A 25020-nucleotide genomic window follows, 5' to 3' on the forward strand; every position below is an offset into this window, starting at 1 on the left:
AGGGGGCTCGGAACGCGAGGATGGAGGTGCGGGACGGGCCGGGTGGGCGGTGGGCGCCGCCCACCCGGCGGTCGTCGGGTCACGGCAGCGCCCACTTCTGGTTCGCCCCGCCGTGACAGTCCCAGATCAGCAGCTGGGTGCCGTCCGCCGAGCTGCCGCCCGACGCGTCCAGGCACCGCCCCGACACCGGGTTGCGCAGCGTCCCGTCGGCCTGCGCGGCCCAGTTCTGGGCTCCGGTGCCGTTGCAGGTCCACAGCTGCACCTTCGTGCCGGCCGCCGTCGCTCCCCCGGCGACGTCGAGGCACTTGCCGACCGCCCGCAGCGTGGACCCGGTGACCGTCCAGGTCTGCGCGCCGGTCCCGTTGCACGTGTACAGCTGGATCTTCGTGCCGTCGGCCGTGGCCCCGCCCGCGACGTCCACGCACCTGCCGGCCACGCCCTTGATCGGGCCGACCCGCGCCGAGGACGTGACCAGGGTGAACGCGTCCACGTCGTACAGCGCGCCCGCGCCGCCGGTGAAGACCAGGTACAGCCCGGTGGTACCCGTCGGAGGTGTCGCGACGGCACCGGTGACGGTCGTGAAGGTCTCCCAGCCGCCGGTCACGGGCACGGTGGCCGAGCCCAGGACCTGGCCGGTGGGTGAGCCGGCGCGCAGGGTCAGCGTGCCGCCGACGCCGCCGGAGGACACCCGGGCGTCGAAGGACACCACGTTGCCGACCCGGTACGGGGTGAAGCCGACCCAGTCGCCGTTGTGGATGTCCCCGACGGTCCGGCCGCCCTCGGCGGTGGCCTTGGTGAAGGTGTTCACCCCGGCGGAGCTGGCGAAGTGTTCGGCCTGGCGGTGCCGGGGCTGGGTGACGTTCTGGGTGTGGGTGGTCAGCGGGGGCTGCCCGCCGGCCCCGTTGTCGGTGTACTGGGCGTCGAACACCCCGTACACGTTCGCCGACGCGTCGTGCTCGCCGTCCACGGGCACGGCGATGGTGCCCGTGCAGCCGGTGGCCGAGGTGATGGCGTGCGCGTGCTGGTCGTGGCCCAGCAGGTAGGTGACCGTGACCTTGGAGCAGTCGACCGCGCCGTCCTCGGGGTCGGTGACGCCGACCTGGAACGGCACCGTGTCCCCGAAGGAGAACAGCTGGCCGTCACCGGGGAGGGACAGGTTCACGGTCGGCGCGGTGTTGCCCACGGTGACGATGACGTTGGCGGTCGCCGTGTTGCCGGCGGGGTCCCGCACGGTGAGGGTGGCCGTGTACCGCCCGTTGGCCGCGTACGTGTGCGCCGGGTCGGCGGCCGTGGACGTGCCCCCGTCGCCGAACGCCCACCCGTAGGTCAGCGCGCCACCCTCGGGGTCGACGCTGCCGGCCGAGGAGAAGGTGACCGCCAGGGGCGCCGGGCCGGAGGTCCTGTCGGCCGACGCGACGGCTGTCGGGGCCCGGTTGGCGCCGCCGATGTGGTCGATCCGGTACAGGGCGGAGTTGGCGTCGCCGTTGAAGTAGCCGGTGCCGTAGTCCAGGACGTACAGCGCGCCGTCGGGGCCGAACGCGGTGTCGATGATCTGGGTCCCCGTCCAGGGGAAGGCCGTGATGTCCCCGGCGGCCCCGTTGGCCTGCACGTCGATCGCCTTGAGCCACTGCCGGCCGAACTCGGCGGCGAAGAAGTGCCCGTCGAGGTCGGCGGGGAACTTCACCGGGGAGGTCGAGGCCGGGTCGTAGTGGTAGACGGCGCCGCCCATCGGGGACTCGGAGCCGGAGCCGAACTCGGGCGGGGAGCCGGCGTCGCCGCCGTACCGGATCCACGAGGCCCGCGCGCCGGGCAGGGTGGCCAGGCCGGTGTTGCGGAACGAGTTGTTCGTCGGGCCCGAGCAGGTGTACTTCGGCCCGGTCGCGTTGGTGGCGAAGTTCCACTCGTTGTAGGTCTCGGCGGCCGTGGCGGTGCCGGTGCAGTACGGCCAGCCGTAGTTGCCGGGCGAGGTGATCCGGTCGAACTCGACCTGGCCGGCCGGTCCCCGGTTCGGGTCGCTGACCCCCGCGTCGGGGCCGTAGTCGCCCACGTAGACGGCGCCGGTGGGCTTGTCGACGGTCATCCGGTACGGGTTGCGGAAGCCCATCGCGTAGATCTCGGGCCGGGTCCTCGCCGTGCCGGGGGCGAACAGGTTGCCGGCCGGGATCGAGTACGTGGCGTCGGCGTTGACCTTGATCCGGAGCACCTTGCCCCGCAGGTCGTTGGTGTTGGCGGAGGTCCGTTGCGCGTCCAGGGCCGGGTTGCGGTCGGTGCGCTCGTCCAGCGGGCTGTACCCGTTGGAGTTGAACGGGTTCGTGTCGTCGCCGGTGCTGAGGTACAGGTTGCCGGCGGCGTCGAAGTCGATGTCCCCGCCGACGTGGCAGCACATGCCCCGGTCGGCGTCGACGTCGAGCACCTTCTTCTCGCTGGCCAGGTCCAGGGTGCCGTCGGCCTTCAGGACGAACCGGGACAGCCGGTTGACGCCCTTCCAGGCCGAGAAGTCGGTACCCGTCGTGGGGGCGTCGCCCGCGGGGGTGGACAGCGGCGGGGCGTAGTACAGGTAGAGGAAGCGGTTGGTCGTGAAGGCCGGGTCGACGCCGACACCCTGCAGCCCCTCCTCGTCGTGCTGGTAGACGGCGAGCTTGCCGGCGACCTTCGTGGCGCCGGCGGCGTCGGTGAGGCGCAGCGTGCCGTCGCGGGAGGTGTGCAGCACGGAGCGGTCGGGCAGCACGGCCATGCTGATCGGCTCGCCCATCTCGGCGACACCCTTGGCGAGGGTCACCTGCTGGTAGTCGGCGGCGTTGATCACGACGTGGGCCTGGGCGGGGGCGGCGGGGAGGGTCACCGCGAGGGGCGGGAGGGCCAGCAGCGCGGCGGCGGTCAGCCGCGCACGCCACCGAGGGGAGGGGGCCATGGCGAGTTCCTTAGTTTCGAGGGGTACCTGCGGGGGGTCGGACGCGCTCGCCCGGGTGGTGCACCGTGGTCCACCCGGCGCCGTTCGCCGCACTGCGTTCGGCCGCGTCGAGGACGAGTTGCACGCCGAGCGCCTCGGTGAACGAGGGCCCGGGGTCGGTGCCCGCGCCGATCGCGGCGATCAGGTCGCGGAGCTGATGGGTCAGGGTGTGCCCGGCGCCGGGGGCGCGCCGGGGTCCGGTGCGGAGGATGGTGGCGCCCCTGGCCTCGTGCAGGGCCAGCTCGTCGGGGCGGTCCCGGTCGAACGCGAGGTTGCCGCGGTCCCCGTCGACCTCGATCCGCAGCGCGGTGCGCCGCCCGGCCGCCGGGCCGGTCTCGAAGCTGGCGAGCCCTCCCCCGTCGAGCCGGCCCACGACCAGCGTGGCGTCGTCCACGGTGCTCCGGCCGCGCCGGGCGCCGGGTACGGAGGGCCCCGTCACGGCGGTCACCCCGGTGACCCGCCGCCCGGTGACGTACTGGGCCAGGTCCACGACGTGCGCGCCCAGGTCGCTCCCGGCGCCCACCCGCGGCCACCACGCGGGCTCTTCGGTCCGGTCGCGCCGGTACGTGGCCCGCACCCGGCGGACCGTGCCCAGCCGGCCGGCCGCCACCAGGTCCCGCAGCAGCGCGACGGCCGGCACCCGGCGGTAGCTGGACCCGCACATCGCGCGGACCCCGTTGCGGTGCGCGCGGACGGCCGCACCGGCCATGGCCTCCGCCTCGGCGAGCGTGTCGGCCAGCGGTTTCCCGCACAGCACGTGCTTGCCGGCGTCGAGGGCCGCGATGGCAATCCCGGCGTGGTCGCGGCCGGGCGCGCAGATGTCGATCAGGTCGATGTCGTCGCGGGCGACGAGGTCCCGCCAGTCGGCGTACCGCCCGGCCCGACCGAGCCGGCCCGCGGCGGCTCCCCCGGCCGGGCCCGGACCGCAGACCGCCGTCAGCTCGGCGCGCAGCGGCAGGTCGAGGTCCCGGTTGACCGCCCGCCACGCCAGCGCGTGCGCCGCGCCCGTGGCGGGGTGGCCGACCATGCCGACCCTGAGCCGGCCCCGCTCGGGGCGGACCCCGGTCCTCATGACGGCTGTCCGTACGCGAGGTCGCTGGCCAGGACGGCCGCGCCGATCACCCCGGCGCTGGAGCCCAGCTCCGACAGCACGACGGGCAGGTTCCCGGTGGCCATCGGCAGGGAACGGCGGTAGACGACGCTGCGGAGTTCGGCGAGCAGGATGTGGCCCAGTCCGGCGAGGCCGCCGCCGATCACGATCATCGACGGGTTGATGAAGCTGACCAGGCCGGCGAGGACGACGCCGAGCCGGTGGCCGCCGTCGCGGACCAGCGCGATGCAGACCAGGTCGCCGGCCGCCGCGCCCTCGGCGACGTCGAGCGGGGTGACCGTGCCGGCCTCGGCGAGCCGGGCGGCCAGCGCGGGCGAGGACTCGTCGCGGGCGGCGGCCAGGGCGTCGCGGGTCAGGGCCGAGCCGCCGAAGTGCGCCTCCAGGCAGCCGATGTTGCCGCACGAACACGGCAGGCCGTCGGGGTCGACCTGGATGTGGCCGATGTCCCCGGCGCAGCCGTCCGGGCCCCGGAACACCTTGCCGTCGATGTGGATGCCGCAGCCGATCCCGGTGCCGATCTTGACGAACAGCACCGTGTCGACCGAGCGGGACACCCCGCCGTGCCGTTCGCCGATGGCCATGATGTTCACGTCGTTGTCGACGGCCACCGGGCAGCCGTGGTCGCGGCCGAGCTGTTCGCGGATCGGGTAGTGGTCCCAGCCGGGCATGATCGGGGGCGAGATGGGTACGCCGTCGCGGTAGCTGACCGGGCCGGGGATGCCGATCCCGATGGCCAGCAGCCGGTCGTACGCGCCGTCGGCCCGGGCCTTGGCGAGGATCTCGTTGACCCGGCGGAGCAGGGTGCGCGGGCCCTGCCGGATGTCGACGGGTTCGCTGTAGGAGGCGACGGGATCCAGGTGGCCGTTGGTGATCCGGACGTCCAGCGAGGTGGCGCCCAGGTCCACCGCCGCCAGCCGCAGGTCGGGGGCGAGTTCGATCAGCGGGGACCGGCGGCCGCCCCGGGACGCCGCCAGGCCCGCCTCCCGGATCAGCCCGTCGTCGTGCAGGGTCTCCAGCTCGCCGGCCAGCCGGGACCGGGGGACGTCCAGCCGGGCGGCGAGCTCCGCGCGGGACACCGGCCCCTCGTCCCGGAGCCGCCGCAGCAGCCGGTATCGCAGTGGACTCATCGCGGCCCTTCCTGTCGGGTCCTGTGAGGACCGGACAGTAGTGGCTTCCGCTACTCAAGTCCATCGATCTGCTCGTTCGCGCAGAAGTTTTGCCGAGCCCGACGAAAGCTGTCCGACTTGGGTACCCGTCGATGGGTTTGTTTCGAATGGGTTGCGCGGGAATGTCCGGCCGGAGGCCCCGACGCGGGCCCGGGGCGGTCCTGAGGGGACCGTGCGCCCCGGAAAACACGCAGCAAAAGAGCATGCTCCGCGCAGGACGTGCTCGGACCGCGCCGATCGCGCACACGGCGGCGCCGCCGCGTCCCGTGGCGGGGACGCGGCGGCGCCGTGGAGGGTCCACCCCGGCGGGCACCGGTCGCACGGCCCCGCCGGGATGGACCCGGGTGGTCAGTGGTCCGTCACGGGAGCCGACGGACCACTGGGATCAGCAGGCCCCGCCGTCGTTCCAGACGGCCCAGGACTGCGGCGCGCCGGGCTCGGCGCCGGTGGACCACCAGACCGAGTTCCACAGGTGCCCGTTGTGCGACACCCGGTCACCCGGACCGTAGGACCGGCCGGAGCTCCAGGCCTCGACGCCGCCGCAACCGCTGGTACCGGTCACGGTCAGGGTGTAGGTCACCGAGTGCGCACCGCTCGGCGCGGTCGCGGTCACGGTGATCGGGTAGGTGCCCGGCACCGCGCCGGACGTGGTCGCCAGGGTCAGCGTCGCCGAGGCGCCCGAGGTCACCGAGGACGGGGAGACCGTCGCCGAGACGCCGGTCGGCGCACCGGCCACGCTGAACGTGAGCAGCTGCGGGTTCCCGGACGTGGTCGCCGTGCCCACGGTCGAGGATGTCGACTGCCCGGCCTGGACCGAACCGCTGTCCGGGCTCAGGGTCACCGAGAAGTCGTCGCCCGGGGTCGTGCCGGTGACCGTGATCGTGTACCCGTCGGTCCGGGTGCCCGAGTTGGCCACGCCGACGACCGCGAACGTCGCCGAACCCGGCGGGGTGTCGGTCGTCGTGATCAGGGTCAGCGTCGACGTGCCGCCCGAGGTGACGGTCGGCGGGTCGAACACCGCGACCACGCCCGTCGGCAGGCCCTGCGCGGACAGGGTCACCGTCTGCGGGTTGCCGGCCGTGGTGGTCGTCGTGACCGTGGTGGTCAGCTTGCCGCCCGCCTCGGTGGTGCCGGCGTTCGGGTTGACCGAGACCAGGAAGTCGTCCCCGGTCGGTTCGGTCGTCACCGTGATCGTGTAGCCGTCGGTCCGGGTGCCGGAGTCCGCGACCCCGGCCACCGCGAAGGTGCTCGTACCGGCCGCGGCGTTGGCCGCCGTGGTGATCGTCGCCGTCGAGGTGCCACCGGACGTGACGGTCGGCGGGTCGAACGTCACCGAGACGCCGTCCGGCAGGCCCCGGCCGGACAGGGTGACCGTCTGCGGGTTGCCGGACGTGGTCGCGGTGCGCACCGTCGTCGTGAGCGTGCCGCCGGCCTGGGTGGTGCCCGAGTTCGGGCTCACCGACACCGAGAAGTCGTTGTTCGGCGCGGCCGTGACGGTCAGGTTGTACACCACGGTGTGGGTGGTGGCGCCGACGCCGGTGACCGTGATCGGGTACGTGCCGGGCGCGGTCGCACCCGTCGTCACCACGGACAGGGTGCCCGTACCGCCGGTGGGCACCGTCGGGGTGACGGTGACGGTGGTGTTGGCCGGGGCCCCGGCCACGGACAGGTTGACGTTGTGGTTGTTGCCGCTGACCAGCTGGACGCCCACCGTGCTGGTGAGGGTCGCGCCGGCCTGCCCGCTGCCGCTGGCCGGGCTGAGCGACAGGGAGAAGTCGTTGGCCGGCGTGGCGGTGCAGGTGGTCTCACCCGGCTGGGCCGGCAGCGTGACCGCGTCCCACGCGGCCTTGGTCTTGTTGAACAGGACACAGGTCGGGTCGAGGGTCTTGGCCGACTGCAGGGTCGCGATCCGGTACTTCTTGTACGTCATGCCCGAGGTCTTCAGCAGCATCGCGCCGTAGAACACCTTGCCGGCGTTCTGGATGCCGGCACCGGTCACCGACGCGGGTCCGCCGGCGCAGATCGGGCTGTTCGGCTTGCCGCCACCGGGGGCGTTGCCCTCGGCGAGCAGGTAGAACCAGTGGTTCAGCGGTCCGGCGGCCTTGTGCACCTCGGTGCCCGGGATGGCCGACGAGTAGCAGTTGGGGTCGTTGCTGACCAGCGAGGGGTTGTACATGTTGCGGATCGGCCCGTTGCCGACCAGGTTGATCTTCTCGCCGACCAGGTAGTCCGGGTCGTCGTAGGGCGCGGACTCGTTGGCGTACGCCTCGGTCAGGGCGCCGAAGATGTCACCGGTACCCTCACCCAGCCCGGCCTCCTGGCCCGCCCCGCCCGGGGTGTACTGGTCCAGCGCGTGGCCGTGCTCGTGGCCCACCACGTCCATCGAGGAGATCCACTGGTTGGCGTTGTTGCGCCCGATCTCGATGTGGTCGCCGGTCCAGTACGCGTTGACCTGGTTCAGGCCCACCTGCACCGGCACGCCCCGGCCCTGGGTGTTGATGCCCGTCCGGCCGAGCCAGTTCTTCAGCATGTCCCACTGCTGCTTGGTGGACCACAGCACGTCGGCGCAGCCGGTCTCCTTGGACGTGGCCTGCCCGTTGCCCCAGGTGTCCGTGGTCTTCGAGAACACCTGCTTGGTGGCGTAGTCCTGACACACGACGCCCGGCCGGACCGGGTCGGCGGTCGTGTAGTTCGAGCCGGACTGGGTGGTGTCGATCGCGAGGTTCGGACCGTTCCACTGGCTGTTGGCGGTGCCGGCCCGCACGTCGTCCTGCTGGCCGAGAACCGTGCCGTCGGCCGCGTCGACGAACACGTGCAGGCGGCTCGGCGCGGTGGCGGTCCGCCCACTGAGGACGGTCTCCCACGCGAGCCGCGGCGTGACGTCGCCGAGGCTGTAGACGACGAGGCGGTGCGAGTCGACCTTCGTCACCGACGCGAGCTTCGTCCGCGAGGTCGCCTCGGCCGCGCGGGCCGTGACGGTCGGGACCGTGGACACGCCGATCGGGCTCTTCGACGCCGCGTTGGTCACCCGGACCCGGCCCTGGCCGTCGGCGAGCACGACAGCGTCGCCGCCGACGACGGGCAGACCGCGGTAGGTGCGCTCGTAGGCGACCGAGTACAGGTCGTTGATCCAGGGGGTGATCATCCCGCGTTCGTAGCGGTCCTTGCTCCCCGCGGCGAGGGAGTCCAGGCCACTGGCCACGGCGCGGTCGGCGGCCTGGACCGCGCGGACCTGGGAACTGGGTTGGGCGACGGGCACCGGGGCCGGGACCGCCGCACCGGGCGCGGCCCAGGCCGCGACCGGGACCGCCCCCAGTGCGAGAGCTAGTGCGAGGAAACGTTTCACCGTGACACTCCTCTATAGATATAGATCGAAGTCTCTTGTAGCACAGAACAGCAAGGTTTCTTAAGAGTTGCCTCGGTGGTCGGCACCCTTGTCAGACCCTTGCCGGCCCGGGGCGCGCCGCCTACACGACGCGGGCCAGGAGGGAGACCCCGGGGCGCCGTCGGCCGGGCGGCGGGACCCTGGAGGATCGCGGTCGACACCCGGCAGACATCACGGAGGTACGGTGGACCCGCGGCCCGACCCCGACCCGTGGCCCGGCAGTACGCACGGCGCCCTGCTCGCGGCGCGGGCCCTCGTCTACGACCCGTGCGGCTTCACCTGTTCGCGGCCGGTTCCCGAACCGGAGAGCGCGGAGTACGGGGCGCACACCTTCACGCTCGACGGGTCGGCCGTCGTGTTCCGGGTGGCGCGGACGACCCCGACGAAGGTCGGCCAGTTCGTCACACTGTGGCGGCGGTCCGCGGCCGGGCCCATCCGGCCCTTCGACACCGGGGACGCGGTGGACCTGTTCGTGGTCGCCGTCGGCGACGGGCGCGGGCAGTTCGTGTTCCCCCGCGCGGTACTCGTCGACCGGGGTGTGGTGTCCCGGGACGGGGTGGGCGGGAAGCGCGCGATCCGGGTGTACCCGCCGTGGGTCGCGACGACGAGCCGGCAGGCCGGGGCCACCCAGTCCTGGCAGCTCGGGTACTTCCTGCCGTTGCCCGCGGACGGGAGCGTCGACCCCGCACCCGCCCGGCGGCTCCACCACCCGTGACCGGCTCCCGCGCGGAACGGTGCCACGGAGCCGGGCGGGAGGGGGTGCGCCCCTCCCGCCCGGTGGGTACTACTTGGAGACGTGCGCGAGCACCGCGGGCGGCCCGCTCGGGTACTCCTGGACGATGTGCAGCACGCCGTGCCAGGCCGCGCCCGTGTGGGTGGCGTCCTGGGTGTACACGGTCCAGGTCTCGTTGGCCGCGAGCTGTCGGGCCCCGGCGTCCGGCAGGTTGACCAGCGTCGTGTTGTCGTACCACAGCTGCGCGTCCACGAAGACCCGCGCGGCCGTCGTGCAGGTGACGCTCCAGTAGGCGGCGCGGTTGGGCAGGTCGATGTCCGCGTAGGTGGCGGTGCAGGTGGGGGTGGCCTGCGCCGCGGTGGGGGCCGCGATCAGGGCCGCCGAGACGACGGCGGCGGAGCCCAGGGCGGCGGCGATCCGGCGGACGGTGGTGATGGCCTTCATCTTGTTCGCTCCCAGAGTGGTGGTCCGATGTGGACTGTCGACAGTGGTGAGACGCGCGCGCAAGATCACGCTATCCCAGCGTCCGGAAAAGATAAACAATCTTTCCAGTACTGTGGCCGTGACGCGGGACACATCTGACATGTCCCCTTTGGGTGGCACAAGTTCCCCGGGCCGGACCCGGGTGGCCGGGCCGCTCGGCGCGGCCGCGCGGGTGGGCCGGATTCCTTCTCCCGCGCCCGCTCGGCCGCCAGGCCCAACGCCGCCGCGCGCGGGGCCCGGCTCCCTCGGGAAAAGGCCGGGGGCCGGGCCGTCCAGTGCGCGCTGGAAGACCCGACCCCCGGTGCCGAACCGGTCAGCCCCGGGCGAGCCGGGGAATCGTGGTCGGCGCCTCGGGCGCGGACTTCTCCGCGCGGATCCTTTCGATGACGACCGCCAGGCCCGCCACGGTGGGCGCCTCGAACAGCTCCCGCATGGGCAGCCGGACGTTGACGGCCTTGCGCAGGTACGAGATCAGCTGCACCGCGACCAGGGAGTTGCCGCCCAGGTCGAAGAAGTCGTCGTCGACCCCGACGTGCTCCACGCCGAGCACGTCCCGCCAGACCTGGGCGACCTGGCCCTCCAGCTCCGTGGTCGGCGCGCCGCCCTCGGAGGACACGGCCCGGCCGCCCGCGCCGCCGGCCCCGCCCTCCTCGACCGTGTCGGTGGTGACCTCGCGGGTACCCGCGATCAGGTCGGCCACCGTCGCCTGGTGGATCACGACCTGGGGGCCGAGGTCGGTGGCCAGGGTGCGGCAGAACGCCTCCGCGCCGTCGACCGGGCGGATGCCCCAGGTGGCCGCCGTGCCCGCGCCGGGGGCCACGCGGGAGCCCGCGGCCGGACCGCTGGTCGAGGCGGGGTCACCGGCGGGACCCGACGACGACGCTCCGGCTCCGGCTCCGGCTCCGGTGAGGTTGCCCGACACCGCAGCCCCGTCCACCCTCCGCAGCACGAAGTCGGTGATGGACACCAGCACCCGGCCGTCGAGGTCCGCGAGGGTCACGTCGGCGGCGATGATCTCCCCCGCGCCCTGGTCGGCGTACTTCAGGTGGCTCAGGAACCGGGCCGGCAGCGGCGCGTGCACGGTCACCGTGCCGTAGCCGAGGGGCAGGTAGGAGCCCTCCCCCCGGCTGCCGAACGCGGTGGCCACGTCCAGCAGCGCCGGGTGCAGCACCCAGCGGTCCAGGTCGACCAGGGCGGCTTCCGGGGCCTCGATCAGCGCGAGTTCCTCGTCCGGTCCGGCGTACACCTCGCGGAGGCTGTCCCAGCGCGGGCCGAAGGCGAGCAGGCTGACCCGGTCCCCCTCGGGCGTGGCGACCTGACGGGTACGGGCCCTGATCCCGGCCACGTCGAGCGGCGCGGCGGGCGCGAGGACCCAGCCGCCGGTACCGGTGACGTGCGCCGTGTCCCGGCCGTCCCGCCGCCCGACCACCCGGAACTCGTCCCCGTCCAGCTCGACCCGGTACTCCGAGGCCGTGCCGTCCGGCACCGCCATCGGCTCCAGGAACGCCACGTCGCGCAGTTCCACCACGTGCTCCGGACCCGGCCGCTCCACGGTGGACAGCGCGGTCCGGACGTACTCCAGGTGCCCGGTGCCGGGGACCACGGGCACGCCACCGATCCGGTGCTCCTCGAGCAACCAGTGCGTGCCGGCGGAGACCCGCTCGGCGAACGCGCTGCGCACCCCGGCCCGGAAGCCGGCCGGCGCGGCGGTCTCGGCGGCCATCCCGACCTCGGCCCAGCCGCCCCAGTTCTGGGACAGCACCCGGGCGCCGAAGCCCAGGCCGCTGCGGGCGTACGCGTCGAGGAAGGCGTTCGCGGCGCAGTAGTCGACCTGGCCGAAGCCGCCGGACACGGAGGTCACCGACGAGCACAGCACGACGAAGTCCAGCGGTGCGTCGCCGAACGCGGCGGCGAGCGCGAGGGTGCCGGCGAGCTTGGGCGCCAGTACCCCCCTGGCGGTGTCGTGGTCCTTGATCTCGGCCATGCCGCCACCGGCCAGGCCGGCGGCGTGCACGATGCCGTCGAGCCGGCCGAGCTCGGTCCGCAGCAGGCCCAGGGCCTCGGGGTCGGTCACGTCGGCGGCGACGACCAGCACCTCGGAGCCGAGCTGTTCCATCCGCTCGATCGCGGCGATGGCCCGGCCGGTGCGGTCGGTCGCGCCGTGCGTCGCGACGTGCCCGGCCCACTCCGCGCGCGGCGGCAGCCCCGAGCGGGACAGCAGCACGAGGCGGGCGCGGGCCCGGTGCGCGAGTTCCTCGGCGAGGGTGATGCCGATGCCGCCGAGGCCACCCGTGATCAGGTAGGTGCCGCCGTCGCGCAGACCGGCCGCGGACTCGCCCGCCGGCAGGCTGACCTGGGCATAGTCCTGCGCCCACCGGCGGCCGGACCGCAGCGCGACCTCCGGGTCGGCCACCCGGGCCAGCTCCGCCACCAGGGCGTCGGGGCGGGTGTCGGGGCCGGCGTCGATCCGGCGGACCGTCAGGCCCGGCAGCTCCAGCGGCAGGACCCGGGCGAGGCCGTCGAGGGTCGCGTGCTCCGGGCTGGTCAGGTCCGCGCCGGTCACGTCGGCGGTGCCGGCCGACAGCAGGTCCAGCCGGACGCCCTCGGTCCGCTGCGCGCCGGCCAGGGCCTGGGTCAGGTGCAGGACGCTGAAGAAGCCCCGCTCCTGGGCCGACCATGCGGCGGCGATGTCCGTGCCGGCCGGCTCGGCGTCCAGCGCGTAGGCGTGCACGAACGCGTCGGTGTCCAGCGCGGCGACCAGCGCCTCGTAGTCGGCGCGCTCCCCCGGCCGGATCACGAAGCCGGTGTCGGTGGCGGCGAACGCGTCCCCCGGCCGGACCTCGGTGACGGCCACGGCCGCCGCGCGCAGCGCCGCCAGCAGCGCCTCGCCGCGCGGGCCGGCCACGAACAGCGCGCAGCCGGTCAGGTCGGCCGTGCCCGGCGCGGACGGCAGCTGCTTCCAGGTCGGGACCGCGAACCACTCCTCCAGCGGCAGCGGGCCCCGCCGCACGGGCCGGGCGGTGCTGCCCGCGTCGATCGGGTCGGCGTCGACCCAGTGCTTCTTCCGCTCGTACGGGTACTCCGGCAGCGGCACCCGCCGGCCCTGCGAGTCCGGCCCGTCCCCGATCCCGACGTTCCACAGCGCACCGGCGGAGCCGAGCATCACGGTCGAGTCGGTCGCGGAGTCACCCGGGCCGGGCAGGCTGGTCAGCGGGGCGGCCGAACCCTTGGGCAGCCGCATCCGGACCAGGCCGGACAACTGGCGGCCGGGGCCGACCTCCACGAGGGCGTGCTCGCCCCTCGCGAGCAGCGTCGCGACGCAGTCGGCGAACCGGACGGGCTGGCGGAGCTGGGCGGCCCAGTACGCCGGGTCGCAGGCCTGCTCGTCGGTGATCCAGTCCCCGGTGACGTTGGACAGGAACGGCACGGTGGGCGCGGTGCGGGGCACGGCGGCCACGGCGGCGGCGTACTCGTCGAGGATCGGGTCCATCATCGCCGAGTGGAAGGCGTGCGAGGTGCGCAGGGCCTTGGAGCCGATCTTCGCGGCCTTGAGGGTGGCCGCGAACGCCTCGACGGCCTCGACGGTCCCCGCGACCACGCAACTGCCGGGCGCGTTGATCGTCGCGATCGTGACGTCGGCGGGCAGCAGGTCGGCCAGTTCGGTGGCGTCCTTCTGCACGGCGAGCATCGCGCCGGCCGGCATCGACTGCATGAGCGCGCCCCGGGTCGCCACGAGCCGCAGCGCGTCGGGCAGCGCGAAGACCCCGGCGAGGGTCGCGGCCACGTACTCGCCGATCGAGTGGCCGATCATCGCGGCCGGCCGGACCCCGAAGCTCTCCCAGACCTTCGCCAGCGCGTACTCCAGGACGAACAGGGCCGGCTGGGTGAACCGGGTCTCGCCGAGCCGTTCGTCGGTGAACAGCAGCGCGCGCACGTCGAGGTCCGGCAGCAGCGCCGCGCACTCGTCCACGGCGGCGGCGAACACCGGCTCGGACCGGTACAGCTCGGCGCCCATCCCCACGTACTGCGAACCCTGGCCGGTGAACAGGAACGCCACCGGCGGGGTCTTCGCCGGGGCCTCGCCGGTGCGCAGCCGCTTGGCGTCGCGCAGCCCGCGCACCGCGTCGGCCGGGTCCGTCGCCACCAGCGTCGCCCGGTGCGCCCGGGCGGTCCGGCCGATCCGCAGGGTGTGGCTGACGTCGGCGAGGTCGGCGTCCGGGAAAGCGGTCAGGTGGTCGGCGAGCCGGCCCGCCGCCGCCGCGAGCGCCTCCGGGGTGCGGGCCGACAGGCGCAGGAGCCGGGCCCGGGGCTCGGCCGGGGTCGCCGGTACCCGCGGGGCCTCCGCGAGGATGATGTGCGCGTTCGTGCCGCCGATGCCGAAGGAGCTGACCCCGGCCTGGCGCGGACCGCCGTCGGTCTCCCACTTCGTCAGGGTGCTGGCCACGTAGAACGGGCTGTCGGCGAAGTCGATCGCCGGGTTGGGGCGCTCGTAGTTGATCGTCGGCGGGATCAGGCCGTGCTCCATGGCCAGGACGGCCTTGATGACGCTGACGACGCCGGCGGCCTGGCTGAGGTGGCCGATGTTGGACTTCACGGAGCCGATGCCGCACCAGCCCCGGTCGGTGGTGCCCGCGCCGTAGGCCGTGGACAGGGCCGCGACCTCGATCGGGTCGCCGATCGCGGTGCCGGTGCCGTGCGCCTCGACGTAGCTGATCGTGCGCGGCTCGACGCCCGCCATGGCCACCGCCTGCGCGATGACCTCCGCCTGGCCCATCACACTCGGCGCGGAGAAGCCGACCTTGTCCGAGCCGTCGTTGTTGACCGCGTTGCCGAGCACCACGGCGCGGATCGTGTCGCCGTCGGCCACCGCCTCCGAGAGCCGCTTGAGGACCAGCACGCCGCCGCCGCTGCCCCACACGGTGCCGTTGGCCCCCGCGTCGAACGGGCGGACGCGGGCGTCCGGGGACATGAAGCCCTCGACGCCGACGTAGCCGATCGCGTACGGGTGCTCGACGGACACGCCGCCGGACAGGGCCAGGTCGCACTCGCCGTTGCGGAGCGCCTCGCACGCCAGGTGCAGGGTCACCAGGGACGTGGAGCAGGCGGTGTGCACGGTCATGCTCGGGCCGCGCAGGTTCATCCGGTACGACACGAGCGTGCCCACGTAGTTCGGCGAGTTCCCGGTGGACATGGTCAGCCCGCCGGCGAGCGCGGTGCGGACCCGCTCGTTGTGCATCAGGTTCTTCCAGTGGTACCCGTTGCCGCCGGTGCCCGCGTACACCCCGATGGTGCCGTCGAACTGGCCCGGGTCGTGCCCGGAGTCCTCCAGGGCGGTGTGCGCCAGCTCCATGAACAGCCGGTGCTGCGGGTCGGTGACCGACGCCTCCTGCGCGGTGAAGCCGAACAGGGGCGCGTCGAAGCAGTCGGCCGCCTCCAGGGCCGGGCCGGCGTTCACCCAGCCGGGGTCCGCCAACTCGTCGGGCGCGGCCCCCCGCGCCAGCTGCTCCGCCTCGGTGAACTGGGTGACCGACTCGACCCCGTCGACCAGGTTCCGCCAGAACGTCGACGTGTCCCCGGCGCCCGGTACCCGGGCCGCCATCCCCACGATCGCGATCGGCTCGACGGTGTAGTCCTCGTCCATGTCAGTCTCCTCGGGTTCTGCGCCGGGCGGCACTGCCGCGGCGCATGGCGGCCCGCTGGGCCGCCCTTGCCAGTTCGGGGTGCTCGGTCGCGCCGTCCAGGAACGACGCGAGCGCGCGGATGTTGGGATAGCGGAACAGGTCCACGACCCGTAGTTCGCGGCCCAGCAGCTCGGTGAGCCGGGCCCGGGTCGCGACGGCGGCCATGGAGGTGCCGCCGATGTCGAAGAAGTTGTCGGCGACGCCGAGTTCGGTGTCCAGGCCCAGGACCTCGGCCCAGACCTTGGCGACGAGCCGTTCCGTCTCGGTCGCCGGGGCGCCGCCGGCACCGCGGGTCACCGGGGCGGGCGGCGCCGTCCGGAGGCGGGTCGCCTCGGTGCGGATCAGGGGCGCGAGGTGGGCGAGCCTGCTGTCCGGTGCGGCGACGGCCTCCGTGAGGACGGTGACCACGTCGGCGAAGAGCGCGCCGATCAGGGCCTCGTCGTACACGTCGGGGTTGTGCAGCAGGTCGAACGCGAGCAGGCCGGCCCGTTCGGCCACGTACACCGTCAGGTCGAACGGGGAACCGGGCACCTGCACGCCCACCGGTTCGGCCCGCAGTCCGGGCAGGGCCAGGGCCGGCAGGTCGAAGTTCAGCACGTTGAACAGGATCTGCATCAGCGGCGGCCGGCTCGGGTCCCGGGCCAGCCGCAGCGCGTCCACCACCCGTTCCAGCGGCGCGCTCGGGTGCTCCGCGATGACCCGCAGCTCGTCGCGGCAGGCCCGGACGTGGTCGGCGAAGGTCGACTCGTCGGTGGTGCGGAGCCGGGCCGGCACCACGTCCACGCAGAAGCCGACCAGGTCGTCGAACGCGGCCAGCCGCCGATCGGCCAGCACCGCGCCGAGCACGTGTTCGGCGTCCCCGGTACGGCGGCGCAGCACGACCGTGAACGCGGCGAGCAGCACGGCGGCGGGGGTGGCGCCCAGGTCGGCGGCCACCCGCCGCACCCCGGCGTCGGCGTCGGCCGGCAGGGGCACCGTGCGCCGGGCGCCCCGGTAGGTCTGCACGGCCGGCCGGGTGCGGGCCGTCGGCAGTTCCACCACGGTCGGGGCGCCGCGCAGGTGGCCGAGCCACCAGGTCAGGTCGGCGTCGCCGTCGCGGGCCTCGCGTTCGGCGCGCCAGACCGCGTAGTCGGCGTACCCGGCCTCGGGGGCGGGCAGGGCGTGTCCGGCGTACGCGGCGGCCAGGTCGGCGAAGAACGGGGCCGTGGACCAGCCGTCGAACACGACGTGGTGCAGGGTGACGGCGAGGACGTGCTCGTCCGGGGCGAGCCGGTAGAGAGTGGCCCGCCACAGGGGGCCGGTGGCCAGGTCCAGGGCGACGCCCGCCCCCGCCTCGAGCAGCCCGTCGAGGTCGGCGGGCCGGTCCGTGAGGTCCACCAGGGGCAGCGGCACCTCCGTCGGGGGCGCGCTGACCGGGTACGGCACCCCGGACTCGGCCGGGATCCGCCAGCGCAGCACCTCGTGCCGGGCGGCGACGGCGGTCAGCGCCCGGGCCAGCGCCTCCGGGTCGAGCGGTCCGCGCAGCCGCTCGGCGAGCGCGATGTTGTACGGGGACCCGTCGAGCGCGAGCTGGTCGTGGAACCACATCCGGCGCTGCGGCGGGGACAGGGTGGGCGGGTTGCCCGTGCTCAGGTCGGGGCCCTCGATCGGGGCGCGCGCGGCGATCCGGTCGGTGATGCCGGCGACGGTGCGGCCGGCGTACACGTCCTCGGCGGTGAGGTCGCGGCGCAGGTCGGAGCGGAGGGCGGCGACGAGGCGCATCACGGCGATGGAGTGGCCGCCGGCGGCGAAGAAGTCGTCGCCGGGGGCCGGGGCGGTGCCGAGGATGCGCCGCCAGTGGGTGGCGACGGGGTCGGCGGCGTCCGTCCGGAGCGGCGGTGTCGCGGGGCCGGCGGCCGGGGCCGGGCCGGCGGTCGGCGCCTCCGCCAGGACATCCGCCGCGAGGCTCCGCAGCAGCACCCGGTCCACCTTGTTGCTCGCGGTCCTCGGCAACGCGTCGAGGTGCACGAACCGGTTCGGCAGCATCGGCCCGGTCAGCCGCACGCCGGCGTGCGCGCGCAGCGCCTCCCGGTCGGGTGCGTCGGCCGGCGCGACGAACGCGACGAGTTCCAGCCCCGTCGGGCCCTCGACCGCCTCCACGGCGGCCTGGTCGACCCCGGGGTGTTCGCGCAGCACGGCCTCGATCTCGCCGGGTTCGATCCGCTGCCCGCGGAGCTTGATCTGCCCGTCGCGGCGGCCCAGGAACGCGAGCCGGCCGTCGGGCCGCCAGCTGACCACGTCCCCGGTCCGGTACAGCCGGGCCCCGGGTTCGCCGGAGAACGGGTCGGGCACGAAACTCCCGGCGGTCAGCGCCGGCTGGTCGAGGTAGCCCCGGGCCACGCCGGGCCCGCCGATCAGCAGTTCGCCCTCCTCGCCGGGGCCGACGAGGCACAGGTCGGCGTCCACCACATATGCCCGGTGCGCCGGCATCGGCACCCCCAGCGGCACGGCCCCGGAGATCGGGGCGGCGAGGTCGCCGGTGACGGTGTAGACCGTCGTCTCGGTCGGGCCGTAGGTGTTCAGGAACCGCCGGCCGGGCGGCGTGCCCGGGCCGGTCCACGCCTCGATCAGCTCGGCGGGCAGCGCCTCCCCGCCGGAGATGACCAGCAGCCAGTCCGGCAGGTCGGTGGGGTCGAGCAGGGCCAGGACGGTCGGGGTGGCCATCCCCCAGGTGACCCGGTGCTCGCGGAGGAACCGGTGCAGCCGGGCCGGGTCGCGCCGGTCGGCGTCCCCGACGAGTTGCACGGCGCCCCCGACGCTCAGGGTCACGAACAGGTCGATCGTCGCGGCGTCGAAGCCCAGGGACGCGAACCCGAACGAGCGGGTGTCGGGGCCCGCGCCGGTGGTGGCCACGCAGCCGTCGACGAAGCCGAGGATGTTGCGGTGCGTGGTCAGGATGCCCTTGGGCCGCCCGGTCGAGCCGGACGTGTGGATCAGGTGCGCGAGGTTGTCCGGACCGGCGGGGCCCGGCCCCACGGTGTCGAGGTCCACGGCCGGCGCCGGTCCCCCGGGCACCGCGACCAGGTCCAACCCGCACCCCTCGAGGAGGGTACGGCCGTCCTCGTCGGCCACCGCGAGCGTGGTACCGGCGTCGGCGACGATGTCCAGCAGCCGTTGGCGGGGGCTGTCCGGGTCCAGGGGCACGTAGCCCGCGCCGGACAGCAGGACACCCAGGACGGTGACGACCATGCCGGGGCGGCGGCGGGCGCAGATCCCGACCCGGCTCTCCGGGCCGGCGCCGTGCGCGCGCAGCTCCCGTGCGAGGGCGACGGCCCCGGCGACCAGCTCGCGGTACGTCAGTTCGACGTCCCACTGCCGGACGGCCACCGCGTCGGGGGTGCGGCGCGCCTGGGCGAGGATCCGGTCGGCGACGGTGGTCACTTGACCTCCTCGGGGTCGGTCAGCTGGAGCCGCAGCTCGCTGAAGTAGGTGCGGCCGGCGGCGTCGGGCACCCAGGCCTGGTCCGGGACGGGCAGCATCTCGCTGACCGTGACGGACACGTCCCCGCCACCGTCGACGGCGGCGGCCCGGAGCATGGAGCACAGGGAACGGGTGAAGTGCGGGCTGCTCAGGTCCGTGTAGAACGGCTTGGTCTCGGTGCCGACCTTGACGTACACCTGCTCGGGCAGGCCGAGTTCGCGCCGCCAGCGCCGTACCCCCAGGAACCGGGCCCGTTCGTCCTTGATGTCGGCCAGGCCGGTGGCGGCGACCGTGGTCCGCCAGGTCTCGCGGGCGACCACGACCTTGTCGATCGTGACCCGGGGGGTGCGCGGCGCGGCGGCGGTCAGCTTGAACGCGTCGAGCGCGTGCAGGGACAGCCAGCCGGAGAACATCTCCAGCAGCGGCCAGCGCTGCCCGTCGGGGCCGGTGGCCACGAGGTCGTCGCCCTCGGCGGTGACCCGGACGGACGTGGCCGCCACCAGGTGGTCGGGGTCGGCACCGGGCGTGTCGCTGATCGCGAGCTGCCACTCGCCGGGCGCGCACTCCGACAGCGGGAGCCGGCCGGAGTTGCGCGGCCAGTCCGCCGGGAACAGCGGCCGGACCCTGGGGCCGCCGTAGTCGGCGAGCAGGTCGGAGATGATGCCCTCGCGGTCGGGATGCGACCAGGCGAACACCCGGCAGTCCAGCGTCGGCATCGCCGCGTGCAGTTCGCCGACGACCACGACGTAGTCGCCCCGGTTGATCGCCTCGACGTCGGGCGCGCAGATCTGCAGGTCGGGGCTGTGCACCCGGCCCGCCGACCAGCCGGGGGCGGTGGCCGGGAACGCCTCGGTGACCCGGCCGGCGAGGTCGGCGGCGGCGAAGGTCAGCGAGCCGCCGCCCTCGGGGAAGTCGAACAGCCCGGCCCAGCGGCGGGAGAACTCGGTGCCCACGTGGTCCACGGGGCGGTCGCCGGGCGTGCCCCAGAACAGGCCCTGGGCCAGGTAGCACACGTCGGCGAGAGAGACGCCGTCCGTGCCGGGGGTGTCGAGCTCCTCGTACAGTTCGGCCAGCGCGGCCCGGTACGCCCCGGCCAGCGCCACCGTGAGCCAGCGCGCGGCCTGGAGCAGGATCTCCACCGCCGGGGCGACGTTGTCCAGCAGCGGGGCGCCGAACACCATCTCCAGGTCGCGGCTGGTGTCCTCGTAGCATAGGGTGCGCCCGGCGTAGGCCTGGCCGGGATTGCGGCGCGGGGCGAGGCCGGTGACGGCGGTGAACTCCTCGTCGAGGGCGACGAGGGCGGCGATCAGGGCCCCGGGGTCCCCGGCCGCGGCGGCGACCCGGTCCCGGGCGTCGGACAGCCGGGCCAGGCCGGCGGACGCGCGGCCCCGGGCGTCGTCGTCGGAGATGGCGGCGATCCGGTCGAGCAGGATCCGTTCGGCGTCGGGGCTGACGGGCAGCCCGGCGTCCCAGCGGAGCAGTTCGCGCTCGACGAGCCGTTCGAACAGGAGGTAGCAGTCCCCCTCGGTCCGCAGGCCCAGCGCCGGGTCGGCGAGCAGCCCGGCGGCCACCTCGTGCGCGGGTCGCCGACCGTCGCTGGCGGCCAGGGCGGCGGCCTCGACGGCGGTGAGCCGGACCGGCGGCTGCATGGCGCGGAACAGGTCGCGGCCCACCAGCCACAGGTGCGGCCGGAGCATCGGGGGCAGGTCGCGGCGGATCGCGGGGTCGGCGGTGAGCAGGTCGGCGTAGGCGGCCAGCGGCCAGTACTCGAAGGAGACCTTGCGGAGCTTCGTCAGGTTCTCCCCGACCCGCACGGTGACCGCGTCCGGGGCGGTCGGGTCGACCCGCACCCAGCAGCCGGGGCCGAAGAAGCCGATGGTCTCGTTCTTGCCGCAGTACCGCATCCAGTACCGCAGCAGCATCTCCTCCCGGTACCGCCGGTCGGCGTTCCGGTTGCCCGTCGGGTGCGCGACCTTGTCGAGCAGGCCGAGCATGCCCGGGTTCTGCCAGGTGACCGCCTCGCGGAGCAGCGGGTCGGCGGCGACGGTCGCCAGGTGCGCCGTGCCGGCCCCGATCGCCTCGTCGAACAGCCGGGCGAACTCCTCGGCGTCGTCGCGGTCGGCGGCGGCGGCGCACTCCGGCGCGGAGAACACGGTCAGCCCGGAGGCGGGGAAGCCGGCCGTGCGCAGGATGGCGTCCCGCCACACCGACCAACCGTCCGCGCCGAGCGGGAACCGGTGGGGTGCCGTCATGGGGTGCTCCGTTCGGGAAGGTCGATCCAGTGCCGGCCGCGTTGGAAGGGGTACGTGGGCAGCGGGATCCGCTGTCCCGGCGCGGCGGGCTGCTCGGGGACGGTGGCGTCGGCGGGCGGGTCGGCCAGCAGGGCGACTGCCTCGGCGACGGTGGAACAGGTGACGGCCGCCCGGTACTCGAACCGGCGGCGGCCCACGTCGAGGGTGTGCGCGACGTCGGCGAGGTCGAGGTCGGGCCGCGCGAGCAGGTGCGCGCGGAGCCGGTCGGCCGCCGCGCGCAGGGCCGCCGGGGTGCGCGCGGACAACCGCAGGGTCCAGGGCCCGGTCGAGGCCCGGGTCTCCGGTGCCGGGGGCGCCTCGGCGACGATCACGTGCGCGTTGGTGCCGCCGAGGCCGAACGCGCTGACCCCGGCGATCCTCGGCCCGTCGACCGGCCAGTCCCCGGCGGCGGTGGGCACGAAGAACGGCGAGGACCCGAAGTCGATCTCGGGGTTGGGCTTCACGAAGTGCGGGTTCGGCGGGATCCGGCCGTGCGCGACGGCGAGGACCGCCGTGATCAGGCCGGTCACCCCGGCGGCGGCGTCGAGGTGCCCGATGCCGGACTTCACGGCGCCGAGCGCGCAGTAGCCGGTGGCGGTCGCGCCCGTGGCCCGGTACGCCCGGGTCAGGGCCTCCACCTCGATCGCGTCGCCCAGCGGGGTACCGCTGCCGTGCGCCTCCACGTAGCCGATGTCGGCCGGGGACACCTCCGCGCACTCCATCGCCTCGGCCACGGCGGACATCTGGCCGGCCAGTCCGGGGACGGCGAAGCCCGCCCGGTCCGCGCCGTCGTTGCTGACCGCCCAGCCGGGCAGCAGCGCGTACACGTGGTCGCCGTCGGCTTCCGCGTCCTCGAGCCGCTTGAGCGCGACGACCCCGACACCCGTACCGAATCCTGATCCGGCGGCGTCGGCGTCGAAGGCCCGGCAGCGCCCGTCGGCCGAGACCATCCCGCCGCCCGGGTGCCGGTAGCGCGGCCAGGTGACGCTGACCCCGCCGGCCAGGGCCAGGTCGCACCGGTAGTCGGCGAGGCTCTGCGCCGCCAGGCACACGGCGACGAGCGAACTGGAGCAGGCGGTCTGTACGGCCACGGCCGGGCCCGTCAGGCCGAGGCGGTAGGCGACCTGGCCGGGCAGGTGGTCGGCGCTCTGGTGCGGGAGCAGCCGGCCGTCCCAGTCGTCGGGGTCGAACGCGCCGAGCGCCGGGTTGCCGAACAGGTGGTACAGGAAGTACTTGTTCACGGCCGCCGAGGTGAACACCCCGACGGTGGCCGTGCCGCGCGTCGGGTCGTGGCCGGCGTCCTCGAGGGCCTGCCAGGCGGTCTCCAGGAACAGCCGGTGCTGCGGGTCGGTGCGGGCCGCCTCGTCGGGGGTGAAGCCGAAGAACTCCGCGTCGAAGTCCTCGACCCCGGGCACGAAACCGCTGGCCCGGACGTGCGCCGGGTCGGCCAGCAGCCCGGGGCCGATCCCGAGGGCGCGCAGCTCGTCGGCGGTGTGGTCGGTGATCGCGTCCACCCCGTCGAGGAGGTTGCGCCACAGGTCGGCGACGGTGTCCGCGCCCGGGAACCGGCCGGCGAGCCCGACGACGGCGATGTCGTCCCCGCTCATGACGCCGCCCGGTCCCGCCGGGCGGCCCGGCGGCGCGCCATCCGGTCGGTGACGCCGGTCAGTTCGACCCCGTCGGAGTCTCCGTCGAGGTGCGCGGCGAGCGCCGACACCGTGGCGTGCTCCAGCAGGGTCACCATCGGCAGCCGCATGCCGCGCGCCTCCAGGTCGCGTTGGACCCGGGCGAGCAGCAGCGAGTTGCCGCCCAGGTCGAAGAAGTTGTCGGCCGGGGACTGCACGGTCACGCCGAGGACGGCGGTCCACACCTCCGCGACGGTCCGCTCGGACTCCCGGGCCAGGGGGGCGGCGCGCTGGCGCGGGACGGCCGCCGGGGCGGGCAGCGCCAGGACGTCGACCTTCCCGCTCTGGGTGAGCGGCAGCGCGTCGAGCAGGACGACCGCGCGGGGCAGCAGGTGCTCGGGCAGGCGCAGCGCGAGTTCCCGGCGCAGGGCGGTCGGGGTCGGCGCGGGCGTGCCGGGCTGCACGTAGGCGAGGATCTCGGTGCCGGCGACCGGGTCGACGCGGGTGGTGGCGACCGCGCGGACGACGCCGGGCAGCGCGGCCAGGTGCGCCTCGATCTCGCCGAGTTCGACCAGGTGGCCGCGGATCTTGACCTGCCGGTCGGCGCGGCCCCGGTGCACCAGGGTGCCGTCGGGCAGGAGTTGTCCCAGGTCACCGGTCCGGTACGCGGGCGTGCCGTCGGCGTCGGTGAAGAACCGGGTGGCGGTGAGTTCGGGGTCGCCCACGTAGCCGGGGGCCAGGTGCGGGCTGCGGATGATGATCTCGCCGTCGCGGAGCGCCACGTCGTAGCCGGGCAGCGGGCGGCCGATCGGGACCTGTGCGCTGTCGGATAGCGGACCGGTGACGTGGTGGTGGGTGGCGAACGTGAACTCCGTCGCGCCGTAGCCGTTGACGAACACGCAGTCCGGGCCGAACCGGGGCCGGCCGCGCTCCACGTCGGACCTGGTCATCTCCTCGCCGCCGAGCAGCACGGCCCGGATCCGGGGCAGCCGGTCGGCGGGGGCGAGGGAGTCGAGCAGGAACCGGTACACCGTGGGTGTCGAATGGTAGACAGTCACCTCGCGCTCGGCGAGCAGCGGCGCGAGCCGGGCGAGCCCGTGCCGGCGGAGGTCGACGGGGACGACGGTCGCGCCGGCCAGCAGCGCCGGGAACAGGTCCGGGATCGCCGCGTCGAAGCTGAACGACGCGAGCAGGCTCACCCGGTCGGCCGCCGTGATGCCCATGCTGGTGACCTGGTTGCGGGCACCGTGCAGCAGGTTGCGGTGGGTCTGCGCCACGGCCTTGGGCCGCCCGGTCGAGCCGGAGGTGAACAGGAGGTAGGCGGGCGCGTCGGGGTCGGTGTCGCGCACGGCCAGCGGGGCCGGGCGGGTGTCCTCGGCGACGACGAGCCGGACGGACCGGTCCCCGACCAGGTCACGGGCCAGGTCGAGCTGGGCGCGGCCGGCGACGATCGTGTCGACGTCGGCCCGGTCGATCATGTGCGCGAGCCGGTCGCGCGGGTAGCCCGGGTCCAGGGGCACGTGGCACCGGCCCGCGGCGAGGGTGCCGAGGATGGCCGTGATGAACGGCGCGCCGTGGCCCACGAGCAGGCCGGTCCGGCCGGCGTGGCCGGACCGGGCGTGCCCGAGGGTGGTGGCGAGCCCGCCGGCCGCCATCGCCAGGGCCCGGTAGGTGACGGCGCCCTCGTCGTCGACGACGGCGACGGAGCCGGGGTGCCGGAGCGCGGCCGCCGCGAACCCCGCGGTGACGCTCACGCCGCTGCGGGGTCGGACGCCATCGCCTCGCGCAGGCTCCGGGGCCGCAGGTCGGTCCACACCTCGTCGATGTGCGCCAGGCACTCCTCGCGGTCGCCGGTGAACCCCGTGCTGGTCCAGCCAGCGGGGAGCGGGCGGTCCGCGACCCAGACGGAGTATTGCAATTCGTCATTGCGTACGACACAAAGGATCTTGGTCATCGTGCCCTCCCATGATCGACCAGGGGGCAGCCTACATCGCCCGTCCGTCCTTTGTACCCGCCCCTTGCCACCCCCAACGACCAGGGAGAATTCATCTTTGTCAGGGGCAAACGCACTCTCTTCGATGCGAAAGGTGGGCATTAGCCACGCCATGATCACTGACTACAATGGCCCAAACTTTG

At 74.5% G+C, this 25020-nt stretch carries 12 protein-coding genes; 1 reads left to right on the forward strand and 11 read right to left on the reverse strand.

All coding sequences use genetic code 11. The features are described from left to right. Positions 1-79: 79 nt before the first annotated feature. The 4 genes from PT931_RS08990 to PT931_RS09005 form a co-directional block, all read right to left on the reverse strand. Positions 80-2911 (reverse strand): PQQ-dependent sugar dehydrogenase, encoded by a 2832-nt coding sequence (locus PT931_RS08990; RefSeq protein ID WP_456245231.1) that lies wholly within the window; start codon positions 2909-2911, stop codon positions 80-82. A 10-nt stretch (positions 2912-2921) separates the two neighbouring features. Beyond that, positions 2922-4022, reverse strand: coding sequence for a Gfo/Idh/MocA family protein (locus PT931_RS08995; RefSeq protein WP_456245232.1), 1101 nt, complete (start codon positions 4020-4022; stop codon positions 2922-2924). Beyond that, positions 4019-5188, reverse strand: a complete 1170-nt coding sequence (locus PT931_RS09000; RefSeq protein ID WP_456245233.1) for an ROK family protein — start codon at positions 5186-5188, stop codon at positions 4019-4021. Before PT931_RS09000 ends, PT931_RS08995 begins: the two co-directional genes overlap by 4 nt. Positions 5189-5612: 424 nt before the next feature. Continuing rightward, entirely contained in the window at positions 5613-8573 is a 2961-nt protein-coding gene (locus PT931_RS09005) for a M4 family metallopeptidase (protein ID WP_456245234.1), read from the reverse strand. A 223-nt stretch (positions 8574-8796) separates the two neighbouring features. Between PT931_RS09005 and PT931_RS09010 the strand changes: the two genes are divergently transcribed. Next, entirely contained in the window at positions 8797-9327 is a 531-nt protein-coding gene (locus PT931_RS09010; RefSeq protein WP_456245235.1) for a MepB family protein, read from the forward strand. A gap of 69 nt (positions 9328-9396) precedes the next feature. On the opposite strand, the gene PT931_RS09015 is transcribed toward PT931_RS09010, so the two are convergent. The 7 genes from PT931_RS09015 to PT931_RS09045 all read right to left on the reverse strand — a co-directional run bounded on the left by PT931_RS09015 (position 9397) and on the right by PT931_RS09045 (position 24838). Beyond that, positions 9397-9789, reverse strand: coding sequence for a hypothetical protein (locus PT931_RS09015; protein WP_456245236.1), 393 nt, complete (start codon positions 9787-9789; stop codon positions 9397-9399). Between the two features lie 352 nt (positions 9790-10141). Next, positions 10142-15469, reverse strand: a complete 5328-nt coding sequence (locus PT931_RS09020) for a beta-ketoacyl synthase N-terminal-like domain-containing protein (RefSeq protein ID WP_456245237.1) — start codon at positions 15467-15469, stop codon at positions 10142-10144. Position 15470: 1 nt separating this feature from the next. After that, a complete protein-coding gene (locus PT931_RS09025) occupies positions 15471-18929 on the reverse strand; it encodes an amino acid adenylation domain-containing protein (RefSeq protein WP_456245238.1) in 3459 nt (1152 codons plus the stop codon). Next, positions 18926-21220, reverse strand: a complete 2295-nt coding sequence (locus PT931_RS09030; RefSeq protein WP_456245239.1) for a lantibiotic dehydratase — start codon at positions 21218-21220, stop codon at positions 18926-18928. The genes PT931_RS09025 and PT931_RS09030 overlap by 4 nt, the downstream gene beginning before the upstream one ends. Next, positions 21217-22866 carry a beta-ketoacyl synthase N-terminal-like domain-containing protein gene (locus tag PT931_RS09035; RefSeq protein WP_456245240.1) on the reverse strand — a complete coding sequence of 550 codons (1650 nt, stop codon included), beginning with the start codon at positions 22864-22866 and terminating at the stop codon, positions 21217-21219. The genes PT931_RS09030 and PT931_RS09035 overlap by 4 nt, the downstream gene beginning before the upstream one ends. After that, positions 22863-24638, reverse strand: coding sequence for a non-ribosomal peptide synthetase (locus tag PT931_RS09040; RefSeq protein WP_456245241.1), 1776 nt, complete (start codon positions 24636-24638; stop codon positions 22863-22865). Before PT931_RS09040 ends, PT931_RS09035 begins: the two co-directional genes overlap by 4 nt. Next, positions 24635-24838, reverse strand: coding sequence for an MbtH family protein (locus PT931_RS09045; protein WP_456245242.1), 204 nt, complete (start codon positions 24836-24838; stop codon positions 24635-24637). Before PT931_RS09045 ends, PT931_RS09040 begins: the two co-directional genes overlap by 4 nt. Positions 24839-25020 lie beyond the last annotated feature (182 nt).

The organism is Longispora urticae (genome assembly GCF_053902585.1).